Source organism: Rhodococcus sp. NPDC055024 (assembly GCF_053608585.1).
The window spans coordinates 50,808-71,574 of record NZ_JBSGVT010000010.1 but is presented as its reverse complement, the minus strand read 5'-3'; the positions used below and the strand labels follow the sequence as shown (position 1 = coordinate 71,574).

22 protein-coding genes are annotated in these 20,767 nt (G+C 62.7%); 8 read left to right on the top strand and 14 right to left on the bottom strand.

Going from position 1 to position 20,767, the window contains the following annotated elements; genetic code table 11:
- Window position 1: 1 nt before the first annotated feature.
- Window positions 2-781, bottom strand: a complete 780-nt coding sequence (locus ACWF6P_RS20870) for a helix-turn-helix domain-containing protein (RefSeq protein WP_452622307.1) — start codon at window positions 779-781, stop codon at window positions 2-4.
- A 56-nt stretch (window positions 782-837) separates the two neighbouring features.
- Between ACWF6P_RS20870 and ACWF6P_RS20865 the strand changes: the two genes are divergently transcribed.
- Complete coding sequence (locus ACWF6P_RS20865; protein ID WP_452622306.1) at window positions 838-1,230, top strand: VOC family protein; 393 nt, start codon at window positions 838-840, stop codon at window positions 1,228-1,230.
- A gap of 72 nt (window positions 1,231-1,302) precedes the next feature.
- Here ACWF6P_RS20865 and ACWF6P_RS20860 read toward each other — a convergent pair whose 3' ends face one another.
- The 5 genes from ACWF6P_RS20860 to ACWF6P_RS20840 form a co-directional block, all read right to left on the bottom strand.
- Window positions 1,303-2,331 carry an alpha/beta hydrolase gene (locus tag ACWF6P_RS20860; protein ID WP_378447964.1) on the bottom strand — a complete coding sequence of 343 codons (1,029 nt, stop codon included), beginning with the start codon at window positions 2,329-2,331 and terminating at the stop codon, window positions 1,303-1,305.
- A 150-nt stretch (window positions 2,332-2,481) separates the two neighbouring features.
- Window positions 2,482-2,820, bottom strand: coding sequence for a DUF3349 domain-containing protein (locus ACWF6P_RS20855; RefSeq protein ID WP_378538868.1), 339 nt, complete (start codon window positions 2,818-2,820; stop codon window positions 2,482-2,484).
- 11 nt (window positions 2,821-2,831) lie between these two features.
- Window positions 2,832-3,158 (bottom strand): DUF3349 domain-containing protein, encoded by a 327-nt coding sequence (locus ACWF6P_RS20850; protein ID WP_452622305.1) that lies wholly within the window; start codon window positions 3,156-3,158, stop codon window positions 2,832-2,834.
- A 49-nt stretch (window positions 3,159-3,207) separates the two neighbouring features.
- Window positions 3,208-3,489: a hypothetical protein gene (locus ACWF6P_RS20845; RefSeq protein ID WP_003941641.1), complete on the bottom strand. Its 282-nt coding sequence runs from the start codon at window positions 3,487-3,489 to the stop codon at window positions 3,208-3,210.
- Between the two features lie 14 nt (window positions 3,490-3,503).
- Complete coding sequence (locus ACWF6P_RS20840; RefSeq protein ID WP_003941590.1) at window positions 3,504-4,691, bottom strand: inorganic phosphate transporter; 1,188 nt, start codon at window positions 4,689-4,691, stop codon at window positions 3,504-3,506.
- Window positions 4,692-4,877: 186 nt separating this feature from the next.
- Here ACWF6P_RS20840 and ACWF6P_RS20835 point away from each other — a divergent pair, with 186 nt between their 5' ends.
- Both ACWF6P_RS20835 and ACWF6P_RS20830 read left to right on the top strand, forming a co-directional pair.
- On the top strand, window positions 4,878-5,273 hold the full coding sequence (locus ACWF6P_RS20835; protein WP_452622304.1) for a PPOX class F420-dependent oxidoreductase: 396 nt from the start codon (window positions 4,878-4,880) through the stop codon (window positions 5,271-5,273).
- 96 nt (window positions 5,274-5,369) lie between these two features.
- Window positions 5,370-5,828, top strand: coding sequence for a DUF5994 family protein (locus ACWF6P_RS20830; protein WP_452622303.1), 459 nt, complete (start codon window positions 5,370-5,372; stop codon window positions 5,826-5,828).
- 674 nt (window positions 5,829-6,502) lie between these two features.
- Here the strand turns inward: ACWF6P_RS20830 and ACWF6P_RS20825 are convergent.
- The gene (locus ACWF6P_RS20825) at window positions 6,503-7,444 is read right to left on the bottom strand and encodes an alpha/beta fold hydrolase (RefSeq protein ID WP_452622302.1); all 942 of its coding nucleotides are present in this window, start codon (window positions 7,442-7,444) and stop codon (window positions 6,503-6,505) included.
- A 109-nt stretch (window positions 7,445-7,553) separates the two neighbouring features.
- Between ACWF6P_RS20825 and ACWF6P_RS20820 the strand changes: the two genes are divergently transcribed.
- Window positions 7,554-8,519: a helix-turn-helix transcriptional regulator gene (locus tag ACWF6P_RS20820; protein ID WP_452622301.1), complete on the top strand. Its 966-nt coding sequence runs from the start codon at window positions 7,554-7,556 to the stop codon at window positions 8,517-8,519.
- A 118-nt stretch (window positions 8,520-8,637) separates the two neighbouring features.
- Window positions 8,638-9,258 carry a YdeI/OmpD-associated family protein gene (locus ACWF6P_RS20815; RefSeq protein WP_452622300.1) on the top strand — a complete coding sequence of 207 codons (621 nt, stop codon included), beginning with the start codon at window positions 8,638-8,640 and terminating at the stop codon, window positions 9,256-9,258.
- 329 nt (window positions 9,259-9,587) lie between these two features.
- On the opposite strand, the gene glnA is transcribed toward ACWF6P_RS20815, so the two are convergent.
- Window positions 9,588-11,024, bottom strand: coding sequence for a type I glutamate--ammonia ligase (gene glnA, locus ACWF6P_RS20810; RefSeq protein ID WP_003941609.1), 1,437 nt, complete (start codon window positions 11,022-11,024; stop codon window positions 9,588-9,590).
- 213 nt (window positions 11,025-11,237) lie between these two features.
- Here glnA and ACWF6P_RS20805 point away from each other — a divergent pair, with 213 nt between their 5' ends.
- Window positions 11,238-11,711, top strand: coding sequence for an RDD family protein (locus tag ACWF6P_RS20805; RefSeq protein WP_172932084.1), 474 nt, complete (start codon window positions 11,238-11,240; stop codon window positions 11,709-11,711).
- Window positions 11,712-11,784: 73 nt separating this feature from the next.
- On the opposite strand, the gene ACWF6P_RS20800 is transcribed toward ACWF6P_RS20805, so the two are convergent.
- The 5 genes from ACWF6P_RS20800 to sucB all read right to left on the bottom strand — a co-directional run bounded on the left by ACWF6P_RS20800 (window position 11,785) and on the right by sucB (window position 17,211).
- Entirely contained in the window at window positions 11,785-12,540 is a 756-nt protein-coding gene (locus ACWF6P_RS20800; RefSeq protein WP_452622299.1) for a DUF4191 domain-containing protein, read from the bottom strand.
- 76 nt (window positions 12,541-12,616) lie between these two features.
- Window positions 12,617-13,627, bottom strand: a complete 1,011-nt coding sequence (lipA, locus tag ACWF6P_RS20795; RefSeq protein WP_452622298.1) for a lipoyl synthase — start codon at window positions 13,625-13,627, stop codon at window positions 12,617-12,619.
- A gap of 51 nt (window positions 13,628-13,678) precedes the next feature.
- The gene (gene lipB, locus ACWF6P_RS20790) at window positions 13,679-14,440 is read right to left on the bottom strand and encodes a lipoyl(octanoyl) transferase LipB (RefSeq protein WP_452622297.1); all 762 of its coding nucleotides are present in this window, start codon (window positions 14,438-14,440) and stop codon (window positions 13,679-13,681) included.
- Window positions 14,441-14,469: 29 nt separating this feature from the next.
- Entirely contained in the window at window positions 14,470-15,357 is an 888-nt protein-coding gene (locus tag ACWF6P_RS20785) for a TIGR01777 family oxidoreductase (RefSeq protein WP_452622296.1), read from the bottom strand.
- Window positions 15,358-15,477: 120 nt separating this feature from the next.
- The gene (gene sucB, locus ACWF6P_RS20780) at window positions 15,478-17,211 is read right to left on the bottom strand and encodes a 2-oxoglutarate dehydrogenase, E2 component, dihydrolipoamide succinyltransferase (protein ID WP_452622295.1); all 1,734 of its coding nucleotides are present in this window, start codon (window positions 17,209-17,211) and stop codon (window positions 15,478-15,480) included.
- Between the two features lie 364 nt (window positions 17,212-17,575).
- Here sucB and ACWF6P_RS20775 point away from each other — a divergent pair, with 364 nt between their 5' ends.
- Window positions 17,576-17,926 carry an oxidoreductase gene (locus tag ACWF6P_RS20775; protein ID WP_452622294.1) on the top strand — a complete coding sequence of 117 codons (351 nt, stop codon included), beginning with the start codon at window positions 17,576-17,578 and terminating at the stop codon, window positions 17,924-17,926.
- Between the two features lie 55 nt (window positions 17,927-17,981).
- Here ACWF6P_RS20775 and ACWF6P_RS20770 read toward each other — a convergent pair whose 3' ends face one another.
- On the bottom strand, window positions 17,982-19,499 hold the full coding sequence (locus ACWF6P_RS20770) for a leucyl aminopeptidase (protein ID WP_452622293.1): 1,518 nt from the start codon (window positions 19,497-19,499) through the stop codon (window positions 17,982-17,984).
- Between the two features lie 158 nt (window positions 19,500-19,657).
- Here ACWF6P_RS20770 and gcvT point away from each other — a divergent pair, with 158 nt between their 5' ends.
- The gene (gcvT, locus tag ACWF6P_RS20765; RefSeq protein WP_214888016.1) at window positions 19,658-20,758 is read left to right on the top strand and encodes a glycine cleavage system aminomethyltransferase GcvT; all 1,101 of its coding nucleotides are present in this window, start codon (window positions 19,658-19,660) and stop codon (window positions 20,756-20,758) included.
- Window positions 20,759-20,767: the final 9 nt, after the last annotated feature.

Below are 20,767 nucleotides of genomic sequence, written 5' to 3'. Positions count from 1 at the left end.
CCTACCGGTGCTCGCGCAGTAGCTGAGTCGGCGTCAGACCGGCCAGCGCTCGCGTATCGCGCGCGAGGTGGGCTTGGTCGGCGTATCCGGCGCGGCCGGCCAGCGAGGACAACGTGAGATCTGCGCTGCGGCTGAGAGCTAGTACATTCTGCATGCGTTGTACCTTCTGAATCAGCTTGGGGGACAGCCCGACCGACGACGTGATCGAGCGTCGAAAATGACGTTCGGAAACACCGAGGTCTGCGGCGATCTCGCGGACCGGGGTCGTAGGTGAGGCGATGAGCGCGCAATAGCCTCGTTCGATTCCGTAGTCCGGTTCCAGTCCCCGCCACAGCTGGTCCAGCAGATTGGCGTCGACTGCCTCGTGGCGAAGGGCGTCGGCAAGCACCCGAGCTTGTCGGGAAGTCAGGATGTCGTCGAAGGCGATCTTCGAATCCTGCACCGCGTCGGCCGCGGTGCCGAGCAGGCTCCGCAGAGCGGGCGGTTTGATCCGGATGCCCCACATTGTCGTACCGGCGGCGACCGAAACCAGATCGGCACTGGTAGCAGGCCCGACAAGCCACGACCTTCCGTCGCTGTCGACGATGAAGTCGGCGCAGAGATCGGGAAGTATTCGCTTTGCCTGCGTGGACGTATCGGATTCGGTAGTGCTCTTCCACGTGCAGCTGAAGAGGTCGGTCGAACCGGTGATCCGATTCTCGACATAGGTGTGGCCGTTTTGTTCAAGACTCGACGCTGCCGTCCGACTACCGTCAAGAGTGAGGGTGTCAGTGCCGGTCATCAGATCATCGTCACACACTCGCCGATCACTTCTCGACCCGAAACAGGAGAAATACCGTGTCCGTCTCTCCGAGACTCGATCTCGTCGGAATCGTCACCAACGATCTCGCTCGTTCCCTCGCGTTCTACCGAACCCTCGGGCTCGATATTCCGGAAACACCCGCGGATGCTCCCCATGTGGAGTTCACGTTCGACAGTGGGCTTCGGCTGGCGTGGGACGCGCTGTCCACCATCGCAAGCTTCGATCCTGACTTTGCTGTCGGGGAGGGGCGACACCCTGTCGCGTTGGCGTTCGATTTCGGCACCCCCGCTGCCGTCGACGAGGCGTATCAGCGCATCACAGCCGACTTCCCCGGACACAAGGCGCCGTTCGATGCCGTGTGGGGGCAGCGTTACGCCGTTCTTCTCGATCCCGACGGCAATACCGTGGATCTCTTTGCCGCGCTCTGATTTCGAACGACGCAGGCCTCGACCGAATATCGGTCGAGGCCTGCGGTTGTCGGTGATCGAGTAGTTGTCAGTTCACCAAGCGTTGAGGGTATCGAGGATCTGGCCTCGGGCCTTCCACAGTTCTGCACCCCAGTACGGCCACGAATGAGTGCCGTTGGCCGGGAAGCTGTACGTTGCCGGAATTCCCAGGGAGTTCATGCGCAGTTGGAATGCCCGTGAGTTCATCAAGGCAAGGGCCTCGAGCCCGATGGCACTACCGGTATTCACGAAGTCGACGGGCCGACGCGGTTGATCGAACTGTCCGGGCAGGCCGCTCGCAGCGGATATGTACAGCGAGAGCCCAGCCAATTCGGGTGCAAACACGAACGGGTCGTTGCGGAGCCAAGCGGGGTTCCACGGCGGTCCCCACATGGCATCGACATTGAAGGATCCGGCGCTGACCATCGCCACGCGGATCGCTTCACGCATACCTGGAGCCGAGATGTTGAGGTATCCCGACAACGACCCGGCGAACTTGAACTGATCGCGGTGGTAGGCCGCGAGCGTCAAGGCCGCACTGCCACCCATGGAGAGTCCGAGCACACCGTTGTTCGTTCGGGAAACGCCGCGCGATTCCAGATATGCGGGAAGTTCCTGGGTGAGGAATGTTTCCCATTTGTACGTGACCGGCTGGCGATTCAAATTGCTGGTCGCGTACCAGTCGGAGTAGAAGCTGGACTGCCCGCCGACCGGCATGACCAGGGTGACGTTGTCGCCGCGAAACTGTTCGAGGGCGTTGGTCTCGAAACTCCACGCGTTTCGGTCGTCACGTGCACGCAAACCGTCGAGAAGATAGAGAGCCGCGTTGCCGCCACGTGAAGCCCACTGGATCTGGACCTTGATCGGTCCCATCGAGGAGTCGACGAAGACGTCCTCGATACCACCGGCCGGAGCGGTGCGCGCAGGTGCCGCTGTTGCTACTGAACCGCTGATCAGACCTGCTGTCAGGGGGAGTGCGAGGGCTGTCGCAGCGATGCCGAGGATCCGACGCTTGATTCGTCTCGAAATTCGCTTCTTCGAAGAATCTCGGTTGTTTGCAAGATCAATGTGTTCCTCGTGCATAAATCACTCCCGCCCCAAAGGTGCTTGCACACCGAAATCCGACCGAGCCCCCCGAGGCACGGAATTCCTGATGACACTAAGTGGTCTGTATTGGCTCCGACGGCTCCGTTATCGGTTCGTTATCAAACTGGTCCGATTCACGAAGTGCCGTCAGGAGTCGTCCACCGGAGGTTGAGCGTCGATTTTCCAACCTCCACGAATCAAATGTTCCCGTACCCGAGCGACATCCGATTCGTGCGGCATGTCGTCGGTGACTTTGGTGATGAGGACGCCGATGTCGATCGGATCGACCGGAATCGGAAAGTCGATCGGATCGACTGGAACCGGAAACTCGGCAACGAGATCGTCGGCAAGAACGGCGATCTCTGCGTCGGACAGCTGCCGCCGGAGCAGGGCCATCAAAGGGACGTAGTCTTGCTCCGGCACACCGTTCGGATACCCGGCACGCAGCCAGCCGAGTATCGAAGCCAGAAGTGGTGGAAGGCTCAACGAATCGAGCTTCAGTCTTTGTCGAGATCAGCGAGTGGCCACCCGGCGGCAGCCAGGACCGAGGCAACGCGCGCGATGTCCTCGTCCGAGGGTGTCTGGCTCGTCAGATCTGCGATCTGAGCGCTGATCTCGTCGCTCGAGATCACCTGGTCGCTGTTGACATCGCTCAGTTCTGCGAGTGCAGCGCCGATGGCGATTTCTCGAATTTGCGCGTCCGAGAGCTTGCGTCGTAGCAATGCGACCAACGGAATGCGATCCTTGGGCGGTATGCCTTCGGGGTAGCCGGCGCGAAGCCATTCCAGTATGGACTGGGGCAGGGATGGAGTCGGTGCAGTCACGGTGATGTCTTTCCGCTCGTGAGGGCGCAGGGGAGAGCCGCGCCGGGGATCAGAAGATCTCGATGCCGAAGGTGTGGCTGAGGAAGCCCTGCATGATGAAGAGGATTCCGGTGACGATCGCGATGAGTACAACCGCGAAGCACACCACTGCACCTGCCACGGCCAACGGACTGCGAGCCGCGACGGCAGTGCTCCCGCCCCCACTGCCACGCTGCCCGGCGTCGAGGGATTTCAGGCCGATCGCGAAGATCGCCGGGAGTCCGGCGCCCAGCAAGAGGCCGACCAGTACGACCTGCCAGAGCGAGTCGACGGTGTTTTTCAAGATATCCATGTCGATTCCCTCTTTCAGGCTTTGACGTCGGTGGTGACGCGGGCGTCCGGCCCGGGGACCTCTGCGGGTACCAGGCCGCCGTCCCATTCGGCGTTGACATTGCTCGGATCGATGGGCTCCTTGCGGGAGCGCAGGTACATCCAGCCGGCCAAAGCGATGAGCACGGCGAAGACGACCAGGACACCGGGCAGGCCGCCGACGATGTTGGCCAGTCCCCAGCACAGAGCGCCGACGATCGCAGCGGACGGGAGAGTGATCAACCAGGCGACCGCCATACGTCCGGCTACGCCCCAACGAACTTCGGCGCCCTTGCGTCCCAGACCGGTTCCCATGATGGAACCCGTCGCCACATGGGTGGTGGAGAGCGGAAGGCCGAGGTGGCTGGAAGTGAGAATGATTGCAGCAGAGGATGCTTCGGCTGCCATGCCTTGTGGTGCGGCAATCTCGACAAGTCCCTTGCCGAGCGTGCGGATAACTCGCCAACCGCCGAGGTAAGTTCCGGCAGCGATCGCGAGCGCGCAGGTGAGCTTGACCCAGAACGGCATGTCCGCGTCGGCGGAAATGGTTCCGTGGGCTACCAGGGCGAGGAAGATGACGCCCATGGTCTTCTGTGCGTCGTTGGTGCCGTGGGCGAGAGAAACGAGTGAAGCCGAACCGATCTGGCCCAGTCGGAAACCTTTGTCCTTGGTTTCTTCTCCGACGTTCGAGGTGATGCGGTAGATGAGCCAGGTGCCGGCCGCGGCAACCAAGCCGGCCACGACGGGCGCGAGAACTGCGGGGATGACAACCTTGCTGAGGACGCCGCTCCAGGCGACACCGCTCATACCGAGGGACGCGATGGCGGCGCCGATCAGACCGCCGAACAGCGCATGCGAGGAACTCGAGGGGATACCGAGCAACCACGTTGCCAGGTTCCAGATGATGCCGCCGACAAGGCCGGCGAAGACGATGGTGAGCAGCGCTTGGCCACCCACATTTCCGAGGTTCACCACGCCCTTGGCCACGGTGGCAGCAACCTCTACCGAGAGGAAAGCTCCGACCAGGTTCAAGGAAGCAGACAGAGCGACTGCCACCTTGGGCTTGAGGGCGCCGGTTGCAATCGACGTGGCCATAGCGTTGCCAGTGTCATGAAAACCGTTGGTGAAGTCGAACCCCAGAGCGGTTACGACGACGACGAGGAGAACGATGAGTTCCGCATTCACGAGAAGTCATGTTCCAACATCGGCGGCCCACAAATCGACCTGAGAGGGGGTCGTTCCGCGACATTTCCACCACTCGGCACCTGTTGTTCATCTTCGTCCGGATAATTGTCCGTTTTGAAACTCCTGGGGTAGAGAAATTCATTCGCGTGTATGGTCGTGGAGTTTGTGGAGGCATACGCTCGTTTCATGTCCCTGGGCGAAGAAAAGACGATCTCGGTCACCACATTCCGTAAGAGTGGTGACGGCGTGGCTACGCCGACCTGGGTCGTGCCGCTGTCTGCCGGACGTATCGGGTTCTGGACTTCCTCGAAATCGGGTAAGGCCAAGCGGTTGCGGAACAACCCACAGGTCACCGTCGCGCCATGCAACAATCGCGGGAAGGTTGCCGACGGCTCTTCGCCGGTTGCCGGGACCGCGCAGTTAGTGAGCGGTGGAGTAGAATTCGACGAGATCCGCAGCAAAGTCAAGGCGAAATACGGTGTGATGGTGCCTATTTCGAAATTCTTCAACACTCTCGGTCACATCGGTAAGGGGCCGTTCCCGTACGGCGATACCGGCGTGATCATTTCCGTCGATGCATAGTCGGCGTTGTGCACCGGAGTAACCTGGAGGCATGGAACCCACGACCGGGCGCCTCTGCCTGACGGTTCCACGAATCCTCCGTTAAGGAGCCTCGTCATGGCGCACATCAGCACTCTCGACTATGCAATGGAAGCACCGCAGCGCCATGTCGGGCAACCTTTCCCTTCGCCGACGCGGACCCCGCGGTTCCTGCTTCGTGGGCAAGGTGCCCTCAAGGCTTCGGTGGACGGCGCGTGGTTCCCGTGGACCACGAACGTCACGGCGGAGCTTCACGATCTGATATCCGCGCTTTCGTTGCGGCTGGGGCCGATCGCGCGGGTTGCGTTCGACTGGAACACGATCAGTAGCGCGCAGCGACGTATCGACGAGGTCGACGGACTGGAAGTGCGGGGTCCGTACCCTGGCCAGCCCCACGATTTGATGTATCTCGACGACATCTATGGTCGTCAACTCGTTTTGATGATGATTCCGCCGTACTCGGATCCGGACCGCGCGTACGAGGTCATGCGGCGGTTGGTGGATCCTGTCCGCAGCGAAACCTATCGGGTGCAGTGAGATCTTTCTGACGGGCGGAGTCGAATTCTTCAATTCCTGAACATGCGTCCAGTTTGTCTGGTTTGATGGTTTCCGAACCACAATCTCAGGCGCATTCCTTCCGGTCAGCGCTTGGGCGCGGCAGCTTGACTCCCTGCCGTGTCGTCGGTCCGGCCCGTCCACCACCCTCCCACTTGTGCGTGAGCGCCGGATCGAAGGAAGCCCCACCCTCCCCACGGGGGTGGGGCTTCTACTTTCGGGCTGACCGGCGTTGGCATCGCCAAATCCGCCGGCGTGTGCGGCAGTTCGGGACGCGCCGGTCCGTAGCATCGCCACTGTGAACACTTCTCTACTCGGCGCGGCTGGGCTTCAGGATTGCGCTGACAGTGGGATGGATTGTATGGACGGATTGGGGCCATTCGTTTTTCTGTATGGCGGTGGATTCATTCTTGCCTTGATGTGGATTTCCCTGTGCCTTGTCGGAACGGCTGATGTGATTTCCGTGTCCCGGCGAATCGGTGTGCTGCGCGCTGTCGCCTTCTCTTTCGGAATTTGGCTTGTGCCCATCGTCGGGTTGAGTGCATGGTTTGTTTACCGACGCTCTCGTTAAATCCCGAAAAAGGTGGGTCCGGATCAAGCCCCTACGGGACCTGAACGTACTGACATTTTCACTGAGGCCGCACCTAGCCTTGAAACTATGTGGCATCCTGCCGTTCCAGCCAGTTCAAGATCGCTTGGTTGGTCTCATCGGGTCTTTCTTGCTGGATCCAATGACCGCAGTCGAGATTGACTACTTCCACATTGGGCACGAAGTCTGTCAGATTCTCAGCCCTCGCGATCGCGTCACGATCGCCGTAGATCATGAGGGCGGGCTGTTGGATGATCGGATCAACCTCCGCCAGCAAATGCCAGTTGCGGTCAAGGTTCCTGTACCAGTTCACGCTGCCAGTGAATCCTGTCGATTCGAAGGCGGAGACGAAAACGGCCAGTTCGCTATCGCTCATCAGAGGCTCACCGAGTGGCGTCTCTGCTCTGGCGAGATCGATCAGCGCCATACCCGGCTGAGGCTCCCTGAGGGGTTCGTTCTTCCGGTACAGGTTGCGGAGGAACCGGAAGGTGTTGTCTTCGAACACGGCGTCCGCGACGCCCGGCTGTCGATTGAAGTGAACGAAGTAGAAGTCACCGCCAAGCACTGCTTCCATGAACTCGATCCAGGGCTGCTCTCCGCGATCCTGGTAGGGCAGGCTCAGGTTGATCACTTTGTTTACCCGGTCCGGGTGCAACAGGGTCAGGCCCCACACGACAAAGGCGCCCCAATCGTGACCGACAAAGGTCGCATCTTCGTAGCCGTAGTGATCGAGCAGTGCGATGAGATCTCCCGCCAAATGTTCAATGTCATAGTCCGTCACGTCGGTCGGACGTGATGAGTTGCCGTAGCCGCGCTGGTTCGGGACGATGACGTGGTAGCCCGCCTCGACGAGGGCGGGCACCTGGTATCGCCAAGAATAGGCGTGCTCTGGCCATCCGTGACACAGCACGATGGGTTTCCCGGCATTGTGTCGCCCTGCTTCGAAGACTTCAAGTTCCACGCCGTTGACCGGGATAAGGACGGGCCTGGGGAAGTCGGATGGATTCACGGTTGCTCCTTCGAGTTGAGTACCGATCTGTGTCTGGATCGACCGGTTGCTCAGACGATAGGGAGCATCGTGGACACATAATGTCCTAAATCGCTGGCAATCTGAAGATATGCGGAACGATCCCACAGGCCGAGCACTGCAACTGCTCTCGCTCCTTCAGACCCATCGTTTCTGGCACTGTGCCGAACTTGCCGTACGACTCGATGTCACGCAGCGGACCGTGCGCCGCGACATCGATCGCCTACGGGACCTTGGCTATCCGGTCGATTCCACGTCCGGAAAATACGGGGGCTACCGACTTGCGACGGGGGCGCACGTGCCGCCCCTGATCCTCGACGATGACGAGTCCGTGGCGGTTGCCGTCGGACTGCGCTACGCCGCCGAGGCCGCCATCGGAGGCATCGAAGAATCGTCGCTGCGCGCGCTGACGAAGATCGAGACACTCCTGCCCCATCGGTTACGCCGACGTGTGTCGGCACTGCATTCGAGCGTCAGTTCCATGCGGCGGGCAGATGACGACGTCGTCGACCCCGAAGCACTCAGTGTGCTCGCTGCGGCATGTCGCGACCATGAGCACGTTCGCTTCGACTATCGGCGAGGTGATGGCGAGAGCAGCAGACGGCTCGTCGAGCCGCACCGCCTTGTCACGGCGGGACGTCGTTGGTATCTCGTAGCGTGGGACCACCATCGTGCAGACTGGCGAACCTTTCGACTAGACCGGCTCTCGGAGCCCTGGCTGGCAGGCAGTCATTTCACGCCACGTGAGATCCCGGGCGGTGACGCGGCAGGCTTCGTCGCGAGATCAGTCGGCTCGCCGCCTCGTCACCACGATGCAAAACTCGCCATCGAAGCCACGTTCGCCGACCTCGAGGGCGTACTCAGATGGATTGACCACACACCGATCGAGGTGGCAGCGGACCGCTGCCTTGTCCAGATCCGCAGCGAAGATCTCGGCAGGCTCGCCATGACGGTTGCGCGCATTGCGCTCACCGCCCCAGTGGTGGTCATCGAACCAACCGAGCTCGCCGACACCGTCAGTCGGCTCGCCCGTCACCTCAGGGTCTCGCCACCATGACAGAAGAGGATTGCGCGACAAGACCATTCATGCCCGGACTGCCGCGGGGACGTGCTCCCTGCGCAGGCCCCTCGTCTACCGAGACACGTATCCGTTTCCCTCTGAGCTTGGAGAGTAAGTGACCGATTCGAAATCATCGCCACCGGCTTCCGTCCACCCCCCAACGTGGAAGTTCGACTACCCGATCATTCACGCCGAGACTCGGGAACAGTGGCGAACCTGGTTGACGGACAATCACACGTCAGCCCGAGGTGTGTGGTTGTGCTCCTGGCGAACCACCACCAGCCGACCACGCTGCCCCTACCCTCAGGCCGTCGAGGAAGCCATCTGCTTTGGTTGGATTGATTCCACCAACACCATTTTCGACGAAGAGCGCAATTTGCAACTGTTCACGCCGCGTAGACGCAAGAGTTCCTGGACCCGACTCAACCGCGAACGCGCAGCCGAGATGGAGGCGCATGGCCTCATGACCGCTGCTGGTCGCCGTGCCATTGTCGCCGCGAAATCCACCGGTTGGTGGACGATTCTCGACCAAGTCGAAGACCTCAAGGAACCACTTGACTTGCACGCGGCGCTGGACCGAGACCCGCAAGCTCGAAGCAACTGGGACAGTTTTCCGCCCAGCGCCCGCAAACAGATGCTGTGGTGGATCGTCAGCGCCGCTCGAGACGCAACACGGGCAGGTCGAATCGCCCATATCGTCAACAGAGCGGCGATCGGTCAACGCGCCCGCGGCTGATCCGCGATTCGCCCGCGTCCGGTGTGAAGGCCGGTCATCATTTGCCCGAGAGGGTCTACATCGGCGCAGAATCCAGCCACAGACGTTCTCTGGGCTGGCGAGGTCGATATCTGGTTCTCGATCATCACACTCTGAGCCGGCGGCGAGCTTTTGTGCGCTCCTCAGAATCCTGTCCGTGCTCTTGCCACCTAACTCAGGGTCAAGCAAGTGGATTCCTCGACCACCGTGTGGCGGACACATTTGATCGGACCGAAACGAGTGCACCCGCCCCACAGACGCGGGACGGGTGCACTCGGTATTCGCAGGTCTGACTTACGTCAGGATGCGGATCACACGTCGTAGTAGAGCTCGAACTCGTACGGGTGCGGACGCAGGTTGACCGGAGCGATTTCCTGCTCACGCTTGAGCGAGATCCAGGTCTCGATCAGGTCGGTGGTGAAGACGCCACCCTCGGTCAGGTACTCGTGATCGGCTTCGAGGCGGTTGATGACCGTCTCGAGGCTGGTCGGAGCCTGCGGGATGTTGCGAGCCTCCTCCGGGGGAAGCTCGTAGAGGTCCTTGTCGACCGGAGCCATCGGCTCGATCTTGTTCTTGATGCCGTCCAGGCCGGCCATCATCTGTGCAGCGAAGTTGAGGTACGGGTTACCCGAGGAGTCGGGTGCGCGGAACTCGAGACGCTTTGCCTTCGGGTTGTTGCCCGTGATCGGGATACGGACAGCTGCCGAGCGGTTGCGCTGGCTGTACACGAGGTTGATGGGGGCTTCGTAGCCCGGCACCAGACGGTGGTACGAGTTGATCGTCGGGTTGGTGAAGGCCAACAGCGACGGAGCGTGGTGCAGGATACCGCCGATGTAGTGGCGAGCCATGTCCGAGAGGCCTGCGTAGCCGGACTCGTCGTGGAAGAGGGGCTTGCCGTCCTTCCACAGGGACTGGTGGACGTGCATGCCCGAGCCGTTGTCACCGAAGAGCGGCTTCGGCATGAAGGTGGCGGACTTGCCGTGCTGCCAGCAGGTGTTCTTGACGATGTACTTGAACAGCTGCAGGTCGTCGGCTGCTGCCAGCAGCGTGTTGAACTTGTAGTTGATCTCCTGCTGTCCGCCGGTGCCGACCTCGTGGTGGCCGCGCTCGAGTTCGAAGCCCGCGTTGGTCAGGTTGGTGGAGATTTCGTCGCGCAGGTCCACGTAGTGGTCGTACGGAGCGACGGGGAAGTAGCCGCCCTTGGCGCGAACCTTGTAGCCGAGGTTCGGGGAGCCGTCGGCGTTGGTCTCTGCGCCGGTGTTCCACGAACCGGAGATGGAATCCAGCTCGTAGAAAGCGGAGTTCATGCCGGAGTCGTAGCGAACCGAGTCGAAGATGTAGAACTCGGCCTCGGCGCCGAAGAATGCGGTGTCCGCGATGCCGGTGCTGACCAAGTACTCCTCGGCCTTGCGGGCAACGTTGCGCGGGTCGCGGCTGTAGGACTCACGGGTGAACGGGTCGTGCACGAAGAAGTTGATGTTGAGGGTCTTCGCCTTGCGGAAGGGATCGATCTGCGCCGTGGTGACGTCGGGAAGCAACATCATGTCGGACTCGTGGATCGACTGGAATCCGCGGACCGAAGATCCGTCGAATGCAAGGCCGTCCTCGAACACGTCCTGGTTGAAAGCAGACGCCGGGATCGAGAAGTGCTGCTGGACGCCGGGCAGGTCGCTGAACCGAATGTCGACGTACTCGATGTTCTCGTCCGCGATGTACTTGATGACCTCTTCGGCCGTGGTGAACGCCACGCTTGTGCTCCTTAAGTCGCTTCAGCCAAGTGATGTCGGTTGAATCCGTCGAGGCAGACGGTAGGGAGCTGGTGTTGCCCGCTCGTCAACCCTTTGTTTCGGCAGTGTTACGCGTCGCAGCATCCTGGGGATTTCCGAAGTCCATGTGACCGGCCACACAGTTAAAACCCGGCAAATCTGGACTACGGTGCTGCGACGCCTATCCTGGACAGCATGGCACGAATCACCGGAACTTGGCTCTCTGGGCCTGAAGCAGCTTTGCCGAAGAATGCGGACGGTCGTGAGCAGTCTTATCGCGGCGAGTTTCTCGGCTTCCCTCAGGAGGGCCCCGGATCGCTGGTCGGTTCGGGCCGTCGTATCGCCGCACTGTTGGTGGATTGGGTTATGGCCGTGGGAGTGGCCTCGCTCATCACCGGCGACTTCTTCGACGGTATGACCTCCACGATCACGTTGATGGTGTGGTTCGCCGTCGGCGTCGTCACCGTGGCGCTGTTCAACTTCACACCGGGGCAATTCGTTCTCGGACTTCAGGTTGCGCGAATCGAAGGCCCAATCCGAGTGGGCTTCGTGCGCGCGCTCGGGCGTCAGGCACTTCTCGTGTTCGTGATTCCCGCGACGATCACCGACATCGACGGTCGCGGCATGCAGGACCGCGCGACCGGCACTTTGCTCGTGAAGTCGCGCTGACACGAACTTCTCGAACGAAGAAAGACCCGGGTCCGTATTGGGCCCGGGTCTTTCGTTTTGCTGTGGGTGAGTGTCAGCGACGACGAATGGTTCGCTGCATTCCCTTCATCTTCGCGCCTCCGGGCATCGGGCCCTTGGGAAGCGCTGCTCCGCCGCCGCGTGCGCTGAGCGCAGCGAGTCGGCCTTCGATGTTGTCCATGCGCTTGGTGTCGATGTTGCGCGGCAGCTTGTTCAGGTAACGCTGGAGCTGCGAAAGCGGAACCTGGCCTTCGTCGTTTCCGATGATGATGTCGTAGATCGGGGTGTCACCGATGAGGCGCGCAGTCTTCTTCTTCTCCTGCGCGAGGAGGCCCTTGACGCGTTGCGGCGAACCCTCTGCGACGAGGATGACACCCGGTCGTCCGACAACGCGGTGAACGGCGTCGAGCTGGGTGGTGCCGGCGACGGCGTTCGTGACGCGCCACGCGCCCTGCATGTTGTCGAGTGCCCACGCGCCAGCGCCGGCCTGGCCCTCAGCCTTCTTGTACACCGATTTCTGGACGCGGCGACCGAAGATGATGAAGGCGCCGAGGAGGCCGAGAACGATGCCGATCGGCAGCAGGAACCACTGAAGGCCCCAGATGAGACCGACCAGGAAGAAGACCAGAGCCGCACCCACCAGGGTGCCGATCATCAGCGGCAGAAGGAGCTTGTCGTCCTTGCGCTGCATCTGAAACGCTTGCCAGAGCTGAGTTCTGCGTTCCTTGGAAGCCTGCTTGCGGGCAGCCTTCGCTGCAGCCTTTGCCTCTTTGGTGGGTTTGCCCTTACCGGATTTGCTGCCGTTCGCCATGTACCCAGGATACGTCCATTGCTGTGCGCCTTTACTAACCGCCCGCGGTTAATAAAGGCGCACAGCAAAAAGTGGATCAGCGATTCAGGCGCGCCATGAGTGAGCTGGCTTCCTGGGAAGCGTCGCCGCCCTCGGTCAGATGACGCTGCGCCTCGGGAAGTTCACGGCCGTGATGTGCCATGGCCTGCGCATACAGGCGGCCGGCACGGTACGACGAGCGAACCAACGGACCGGCCATGACGCCGGCGAAGCCCATCTCTTCTGCAGTCTTCGAGTGTGCGACGAACTCCTCGGGCTTGACCCACCGCTCGACGGGGTGGTGCCGGGGTGAGGGGCGCAGGTACTGGGTGATGGTGAGGATGTCGCAGCCGGCGGCGTGGAGATCGGCCATCGCCTCGGTGACTTCTTCCGGGGTTTCGCCCATGCCGAGGATCAGGTTGGACTTGGTGACCAGTCCGTACTCTCGTGCCGCAGTGATGACGTCGAGGCTGCGCTGGTACCGGAAAGCGGGACGGATCCGCTTGAAGATGCGGGGAACGGTCTCGAGGTTGTGTGCGAGCACCTCGGGACGAGAGGCGAAGACCTCGTCGAGCAATTCAGGCTTGCCGTTGAAGTCGGGAACCAGGTTTTCGACGCCGGTGCCCGGGTTGAGTTCGTGGATCTTGCGGACGGTTTCGGCGTAGAGCCAGGCGCCGCCGTCCGGGAGGTCGTCGCGGGCGACGCCGGTGATCGTGGAGTACCGAAGTCCCATGGCCTGAACGCTTTCGGCGACGCGACGGGGCTCGTCGCGGTCGAGAGCCTCGGGCTTGCCGGTGTCGATCTGGCAGAAGTCGCAGCGGCGTGTGCACTGCTCACCGCCGATCAGGAAGGTGGCTTCGCGGTCTTCCCAGCATTCGTAGATGTTGGGGCAGCCCGCTTCCTCGCAGACGGTGTGCAAACCTTCACGCTTGACCAGGCCCTTGAGCTCCGAGTATTCGGGGCCCATCTTTGCTCGGGTCTTGATCCAGTTGGGTTTGCGTTCGATGGGCGTCTCCGCGTTTCGGATCTCGAGACGGAGCAGCTTACGTCCTTCTGGGGCGATAGTCACGACAGTGATCCTACGCCCGGTGATTACTGCAACGGGGTTCGGGCGAGCCCGTCAGCTGTACTGAACGGTAGTAAAAGTCGGAGTAGGCGAGGCGCTTTCGAAGGTGACGCGCTCGACGTTGCATTCGGTGACGGGCATGGTTCCGTCGAGAGCAGCGATCACGGCCATGGTGACGGCGGGAGTGACCTCGTCCACGGTGACGTCGCGACCGAGTTCGTGTGACAGCGTCGTCACCCCCGCGTCACGGATTCCGCAGGGAATGATGTTGTCGAATCCGGTCAGGACCGAATTGCAGTTCAGGGCGAAACCGTGCAGCGCGACACCACGTTGAACGCGAACGCCGATGGCTGACACCTTGCGTTCGGGCTTCCATTGCCCGTTGGCGAGTTCGGCAGGCAGCCAGACGCCCGAGCGGCCGTCGATCCGCCCGCAGTTCAGGCCGAGGTCCGTGCACACCGTGATCAGTGCTTCCTCGATGCGTCGGACATACCGCACCACGTCGATGGGCTCGGCCAGTTTCACGATCGGATATCCCACCAGCTGGCCGGGGCCGTGCCAGGTGATCTTCCCGCCGCGGTCGACGTCGATGACAGGCGTGCCGTCGACGGGACGATCTTCGGGTTCCGTGCGTCGTCCTGCCGTGTACACCGGCGGGTGTTCGAGTAGCAGTAGCGTGTCCGGTCCGATGTCGTCCGCCCGCGCAGCCGCGAGCTCACGCTGGCGGTCCCACGCGGCGTTGTAGTCGATCGAACCGAGTTGCTCGACGGCGATCGGCAGTTTCGAGAACCGGGCGGAAACGGCAGCGCTGCTCATGGACGTAGAGATTACGCCCGACTTCGGAATCAACCGAGTGCGGCCGCCAGCGCTTCGCCGATCGTGTTGTGGCGGAAAGAGAATCCCGCCCTTTCCAACGCTGCGGGAATGGCGCGCTGGCCACCGAGGATGCCGCTCTTGGCGAATTCTCCGATCAACGCTTCGAGTGCGAACCCGGGAACGATCCAGGGAGCCGGTCGGTGGACCGCACGGGACATGGCGTCATTGAACTGGGCATTGGTGACAGGGGCCGGACCGGTCAGGTTGACGGGACCGGAGAGTTCGGAATTCGTGAGCGCGAACTTGATCGCGTCGCACTCGTCCTCGAGTGAGATCCACGGAAAGTACTGGCGACCGTTGCCCAGTCGCCCGCCGAGGCCGAACGAATAAAGGCGCCGAAGCCGACCGAGCATGCCCCCATGAGGTGAAATCACGACGCCGGACCGCAGATTGACGACGCGGGCACCCGCCGCACGCGCCGGTTCGGTGGCAAGTTCCCAATCGCGACACGTCGTGGCGAGAAAGTCTGTGCCTGCCGGCGAATCCTCGTCGACGATCTTGTCGCCGGTGTCGCCGTAATAGCCGACGGCGCTCGCGTTGGCGAGGACGGGAACCTTCTGACTCGCGACCGCTTCGGCCAAGACGTCGGTCGCGACGATGCGGCTGTCACGGATCGCTTGCTTGTAGGAACCCGACCACCGTTTGTCGCCGATGCCGACGCCGCAGAGGTTCACGACGGCGTTGGCGCCCTGCAGGACGGAGAGGTCCAGACGGTCGTGGTCCGGGTCCCAACGCGATTCGTCGGGGCCGGCGGTCGAGCGTCGCACCAGACGCACCACGTCGTGGTTGTCGGAGCGCAACGATGACACCAAGGCCGTTCCGATCAAACCGGACGAGCCGGCGATGACTACTCGCATTCGGAAAGCCTCCTTCGATTCAGCGTGCTTCGATATCCGAACGTATATCTCCGACCGTACTGAAAAAGCCGGGGCGCCACCTCCTGATGGAGATGACGCCCCGGCCGGCCGAGCAGTTGCTTACAGGCCCAGATCAGCTTCGAACGAGGCTTCTTCCAACCGCTGCTTCACAGTGGTGAGGAATCGGCCGGCGTCGGCGCCGTCGACCAGACGGTGATCGTAGGTCAGCGGCAAGTAGATCATCGAGCGAACGCCGATGGACTCGTTGCCGTTCTCGTCGGTGACCACCATCGGGCGCTTGACGATCGCGCCGGTTCCGAGCATGGCCGCCTGCGGCGGTACCAGGATCGGGGTGTCGAACAGCGCGCCCTGGCTGCCGATGTTGGTGATGGTGAAGGTGCCACCCGAGAGCTCGTCCGGCTTCAGGCCACCCGAGCGTGCACGCTTGGCGATGTCGGCGATGGCGCGGGCCAAGCCGGCCAGGCCGAGATCGCCGGCGTTGTGGATGACGGGGGAGAGCAAGCCCTGATCGGTGTCCACTGCGATGCCGAGGTGCTCAGCGTCGTAGTAGGTGATCTGCTTGGCAGCCTCGTCGTAGCTTGCGTTGATGTTCGGGTGCGACTTCAGCGCCTCGACGACTGCCTTGGCGAAGAACGGAAGGAACGTCAGGTTGACGCCTTCGCGCTCGATGAAGCCGGCCTTGGCACGGGCCCGCAGGGCGACGATCTTGGTGACGTCCACCTCGAAGGTCTGCGTGAGCTGAGCGGTGTTCTGCAGCGACTCACGTGTCTTGGTGGCCGTGATCTGCCGAATACGGTTGGCCTTCTGCGTGGTTCCACGCAGGTGTGCCAGTTCGGGTCGGACGCCTGCGGCTGCGGTGGCGGCCGGTGCGGCCGCGGGTGCTGCAGCAGGAGCAGCGGCGGCGGGAGCCTTCTTGGCCTCCGCAGCGGCGAGCACATCCTGCTTGCGGATGCGGCCGCCGACGCCGGTGCCGGTGACGGTCGCGAGGTCGACGCCGTTGTCCGTGGCGAGCTTGCGCACGAGCGGGGTGACGTACGGGCTGCTGTCACCCGAAGCTGCGGGTGCAGCCGCCGGTGCGGGAGCCGCAGCAGGCTTCGGAGCGGGTGCGGCCGGTGCGGCGGCAGGCTTGGGTGCTTCGGCCTTCGGAGCTTCGGCCTTGGGGGCAGGGGGTGCTGCCGGTGCTGCGGGAGCGGCCTTGGGTGCCGGAGTCGCGGCGGGTGCGCCGGAGCCGACGACGGCCAGCTGGCCACCGATCTCGACGGTGTCGTCTTCCTGCGCATTGATCTCGAGCAGGATTCCGGCGACGGGGGACGGGATCTCTGTGTCGACCTTGTCGGTCGAGACTTCGAGCAGCGCCTCGTCGACGGCAACCTCGTCGCCGACAGCCTTGAGCCAACGGGTGACGGTGCCTTCGGTGACGGACTCGCCGAGGGCGGGCATCGTCACGGCGGTACCTTCAGCGGAACCGCTCGAAGCGGCGGGTGCCTCGGCAGCGGGAGCTTCTTCAGCGGGAGCTTCGGCAGCCGGCGCTTCCTCGGCGGGAGCTTCCTCGGCGGCGGGGGCGGGTGCCTCTGCCGCGGGTGCTGCGGCTTCGCCGGCTTCACCGATCTGGGCGAGCTCGCCACCGATTTCCACGGTGTCGTCTTCCTGCGCGACGATCTTGGTCAGGACGCCGGCGACGGGAGACGGAATCTCGGTGTCGACCTTGTCCGTGGAGACTTCGAGCAAGGGTTCGTCGACTTCGACCGTGTCTCCTTCCTGCTTGAGCCACCGTGTGACAGTTCCCTCGGTGACGCTCTCACCTAGGGCTGGCATCTGGACGGAGAAGGCCATGTCTTTTGACTCCTCGACAGTTGTGTTCGGGTTGTTGAATTTTGTCGACTTGTGGTCGTAATGCATTGTGCTCGAGTGGCGCGCGACGTGCGGCTACTTGTAGCTATTTTGCCGATGTCGACGCGCGGACGCGGCGTCACCGTCGTTCATCTTTCCATTGATACGCCGGGCGTGTCCGATGAGGGGGATGCCGTCCGTTTCGGGTGTGTCGGCTACTGGCGAGTAGGTATGCGTCGGGGGTCCGGCTGTAACGTCGTAAGCGGACCAAACGGTATGTCGTGCGCAGGCAGAACGGACATCGCCTGGCAAACTTGACATATCGCCGGGGTGCATCCGCGGCGTCGGTACCGAGGAGGGTACGACCGTGGGACTGTTCGATCGTTTCAAGCGTCCGCCGAGCGCGGCTCAGACCGCAGCGCAAAGTGATGCGGATCATCTGGCGAATTGGGCGCACTCGCACGAAGGCGTCGAGGCCTATGTGGAACCGCAGACGACGGTGACCGAGGTGACCGTCGTATTGGTTGCGAACGACGGGGAGTGGACTCGTCGTCGTGTCGGCGGCGAACGCGGTGCCCGCAAATTGGGACAGGACTTGAAGATCCCGGTCTACGACGTCCGTAAAACGGGATATCCGCAGCGTATGCGTGATCATGACGAGCGTAAGCGAATCGAACGCAAGCGTGCCCGCGAGCAGGAATTGCGCGACGGCGCCTGAACTGCTGTGCGCCTTTATTAACCGCGGGGGGTTAATAAAGGCGCACAGCAAGGGGTCAGCCGTTGACCGCAATGTCCTCCAGGACAGAGATCATCGTGCGAACCGGAACTCCGGTGCCGCCCTTGCCGGTGTAACCCCACGGTCCTGACGTGTTGTACGCCGGACCCGCGACGTCGATGTGCGCCCACTGGACACCCTCGGGAACGAATTCCTTGAGGTAGTGAGCTGCGACCAGCATGCCGCCCCAGCGGTGCGGGGTGACATTGGCCATGTCGGCGACCTTGGAGTCGAGATCTCCACGCAGTTCCTCGGGCAGCGGCATGGCCCATCCGTTCTCGCCGACGCTCTGCGAGATCGAGGCGACGCGGTCACGGAACTCGTCCGTGCCCATGACGCCGGGCGTGCGGTTGCCGAGCGCCACCATCTGCGCACCGGTCAGGGTCGCGGTGTCGATCATGTAGTCGGGGTTGTCCTCACCCGCGCGAACCATCGCGTCGGCAAGGATCAAACGGCCCTCGGCGTCCGTGTTGACGACCTCGATGGTGATTCCGCCGTACTGGGTCAACACGTCGCCGGGACGCTGGGCGGTCGCGGACGGCATGTTCTCGGCCATCGGTACGTATGCGACGACGTTGACGGGCAGGCCGAGCTTGGCGGCAAGCACGACGGTGGAGATGACGGCTGCGGCGCCGCCCATGTCCGAGGTCATGTTCTCCATCCCGGCGGCGGGCTTGATGGAGATTCCGCCGGTGTCGAAGGTGATGCCCTTACCCACCAGTGCGACCTTGCGGGCGCCACGCTTCTTCGACGCGTATTCGAGGCGGACGAGACGCGGCTGGCGGGACGAGCCCTTGCCGACGCCGATGATTCCGCCGTAGCCACCCTTTTCGAGTGCCTTCTCGTCGAGAACCTGGACGGTGAGCCCGGCCTCGACGCCCAGTGCCTTGGCACGCGCGGCGAACTCGGCGGGGTAGAGGTGGCTCGGGGGAGTGTTGACGAACTCGCGTGCGGTGGCGACGGCCTCGGCGATGGCAGCCGACCGTGCCAGCGTTGCCTTGGTCTCCTTGGCGCGCGGCGACGGCACCAGAAGTTCGACTCGGGCAAGTGGCTGCGAATCGGGACCGGGAGCCGTCATGGACGACTTGAATTCGGTGAAGCTGTACGCGCCCAACGCAAATCCCTCGGCGGTTGCACCGAGATCGAGGATCGAGAGCGTGGTTGCGACGGTGTCGATGCCGGACAGCGAGCGAGCTGCGGCGCCGGCGGACTTGCGGATCTGCTCACTGCCGATCTTGTCGGCGGAGCCGAGTCCGACGGCGAGGACGCTGGTGACAGACAGTGCGCTCGGTGCCGGGACGCGGGTGAGCTGCTCGGGCTTGCCGGTGGCGCCGACGGCGATGAGGCTGTCGAGGATCTCGGCGAGTACGTCTTCGGCGACGATGCCTTCGCTGAGTGCGATTTCGGGGCCGTCCGGACCCGACGTCAGACCGACGACCAATATCTCTGCGCGCTTGGCGACTGTGCCGGCGAGAACGAGGTCGGGTCCCAACGATCGGGCTGTGCGAGTGCTCAAGGTGTCTCCTGTGAGGTGAGTGTGCGATGCGTCCGGTTCTGGCGGACGCCTGAGTCGATGTTAGGCCCTTTGCAGTTTGCGGACGGGCGATCGTCACGGCCAGGTGAGCTCTCGCTGCGGACATGTTTCGATCGGCGAAGTCCGATAGGTTGTGGGCCATGACCGACGAACAACTGTTGCAGGGCCCGATCCACCCCGTCCACGTCGAACTCGGCGCGACGTTCGCGCCGTTCGGGGGGTGGCAGATGCCGGTTTCGTACGCGGGCGTCGTGGCCGAACACACCTCTGTGCGTGAGAATGTCGGACTCTTCGACGTCAGTCACCTCGGCAAGGCCGTCGTGCGTGGGGCGGGCGCCGCGGAATTCGTGAACTCCGCACTCACCAACGATCTGAACAAGATCGGACCGGGTAAGGCTCAGTACACGTTGTGCTGCAACGAGTCCGGTGGCGTCATCGACGACCTCATCGCGTACTACGTCAGCGACGACGAGATCTTCCTCGTCCCGAATGCGGCCAACACCGCGGACGTCGTTGCGGCTCTGGTCGCCGTCGCACCCGACGGAATCACCGTCGAGGATCAGCATCGTGCGTACGGAGTGCTGGCGGTGCAGGGCCCGAAATCGGTGGCGGTTCTGACGGCTCTCGGGCTTCCCACCGAGATCGAGTACATGGCATACGAAGATGCGGAATGGAACGGCGTGCCTGTTCGTGTGTGCCGCAGTGGTTACACCGGTGAGGTCGGCTACGAACTCTTGCCGCGGTGGGAAGACAGCGAGCCGTTGTTCCGCGCGCTTCTCGAGGCAGTGCGCGCCGAGGGTGGGCAGGCCGCCGGGCTCGGAGCCCGCGACACTCTTCGTACCGAGATGGGCTATCCGCTGCACGGGCACGAGCTTTCGCTCGAGATTTCCCCGCTCGAAGCGCGCTGCGGATGGGCGATCGGTTGGAAGAAGCCGACATTCTGGGGCAAAGAGACCCTGACCGACGAGAAGGCCGCCGGTCCGGCCCGCAAACTCTGGGGGATCAAGGCTCTCGACCGCGGTGTGCTGCGGGCCGGCCTCGGTGTTCTGCGTGACGGCGAGGCAATCGGCGAGACCACCTCCGGGACGTTCTCACCGTCGCTCAAAGTGGGAATTGCGTTGGCGCTCCTGGATTCCGGCGCCAATATCGCGGCCGGCGACGAGATCGAAGTCGACGTCCGTGGTCGTGCTCTTCGGTGCGTCGTGGTGTCTCCTCCGTTCGTGGAGACCAACACCAAGTAGAGAGCTTTT

Bases quoted from the DNA above. Each gene is read 5' to 3' on its own strand.
- ACWF6P_RS20835 (WP_452622304.1), top strand. From the start codon at position 4,878: ATGTCCCTGGGCGAAGAAAAGACGATCTCGGTCACCACATTCCGTAAG.
- sucB (WP_452622295.1), bottom strand. From the start codon at position 17,211: ATGGCCTTCTCCGTCCAGATGCCAGCCCTAGGTGAGAGCGTCACCGAG.
- ACWF6P_RS20870 (WP_452622307.1), bottom strand. From the start codon at position 781: ATGACCGGCACTGACACCCTCACTCTTGACGGTAGTCGGACGGCAGCG.
- ACWF6P_RS20785 (WP_452622296.1), bottom strand. From the start codon at position 15,357: ATGCGAGTAGTCATCGCCGGCTCGTCCGGTTTGATCGGAACGGCCTTG.
- ACWF6P_RS20830 (WP_452622303.1), top strand. From the start codon at position 5,370: ATGGCGCACATCAGCACTCTCGACTATGCAATGGAAGCACCGCAGCGC.
- lipB (WP_452622297.1), bottom strand. From the start codon at position 14,440: ATGAGCAGCGCTGCCGTTTCCGCCCGGTTCTCGAAACTGCCGATCGCC.
- ACWF6P_RS20820 (WP_452622301.1), top strand. From the start codon at position 7,554: ATGCGGAACGATCCCACAGGCCGAGCACTGCAACTGCTCTCGCTCCTT.
- ACWF6P_RS20805 (WP_172932084.1), top strand. From the start codon at position 11,238: ATGGCACGAATCACCGGAACTTGGCTCTCTGGGCCTGAAGCAGCTTTG.
- ACWF6P_RS20800 (WP_452622299.1), bottom strand. From the start codon at position 12,540: ATGGCGAACGGCAGCAAATCCGGTAAGGGCAAACCCACCAAAGAGGCA.
- ACWF6P_RS20845 (WP_003941641.1), bottom strand. From the start codon at position 3,489: ATGGATATCTTGAAAAACACCGTCGACTCGCTCTGGCAGGTCGTACTG.
- gcvT (WP_214888016.1), top strand. From the start codon at position 19,658: ATGACCGACGAACAACTGTTGCAGGGCCCGATCCACCCCGTCCACGTC.
- ACWF6P_RS20860 (WP_378447964.1), bottom strand. From the start codon at position 2,331: ATGCACGAGGAACACATTGATCTTGCAAACAACCGAGATTCTTCGAAG.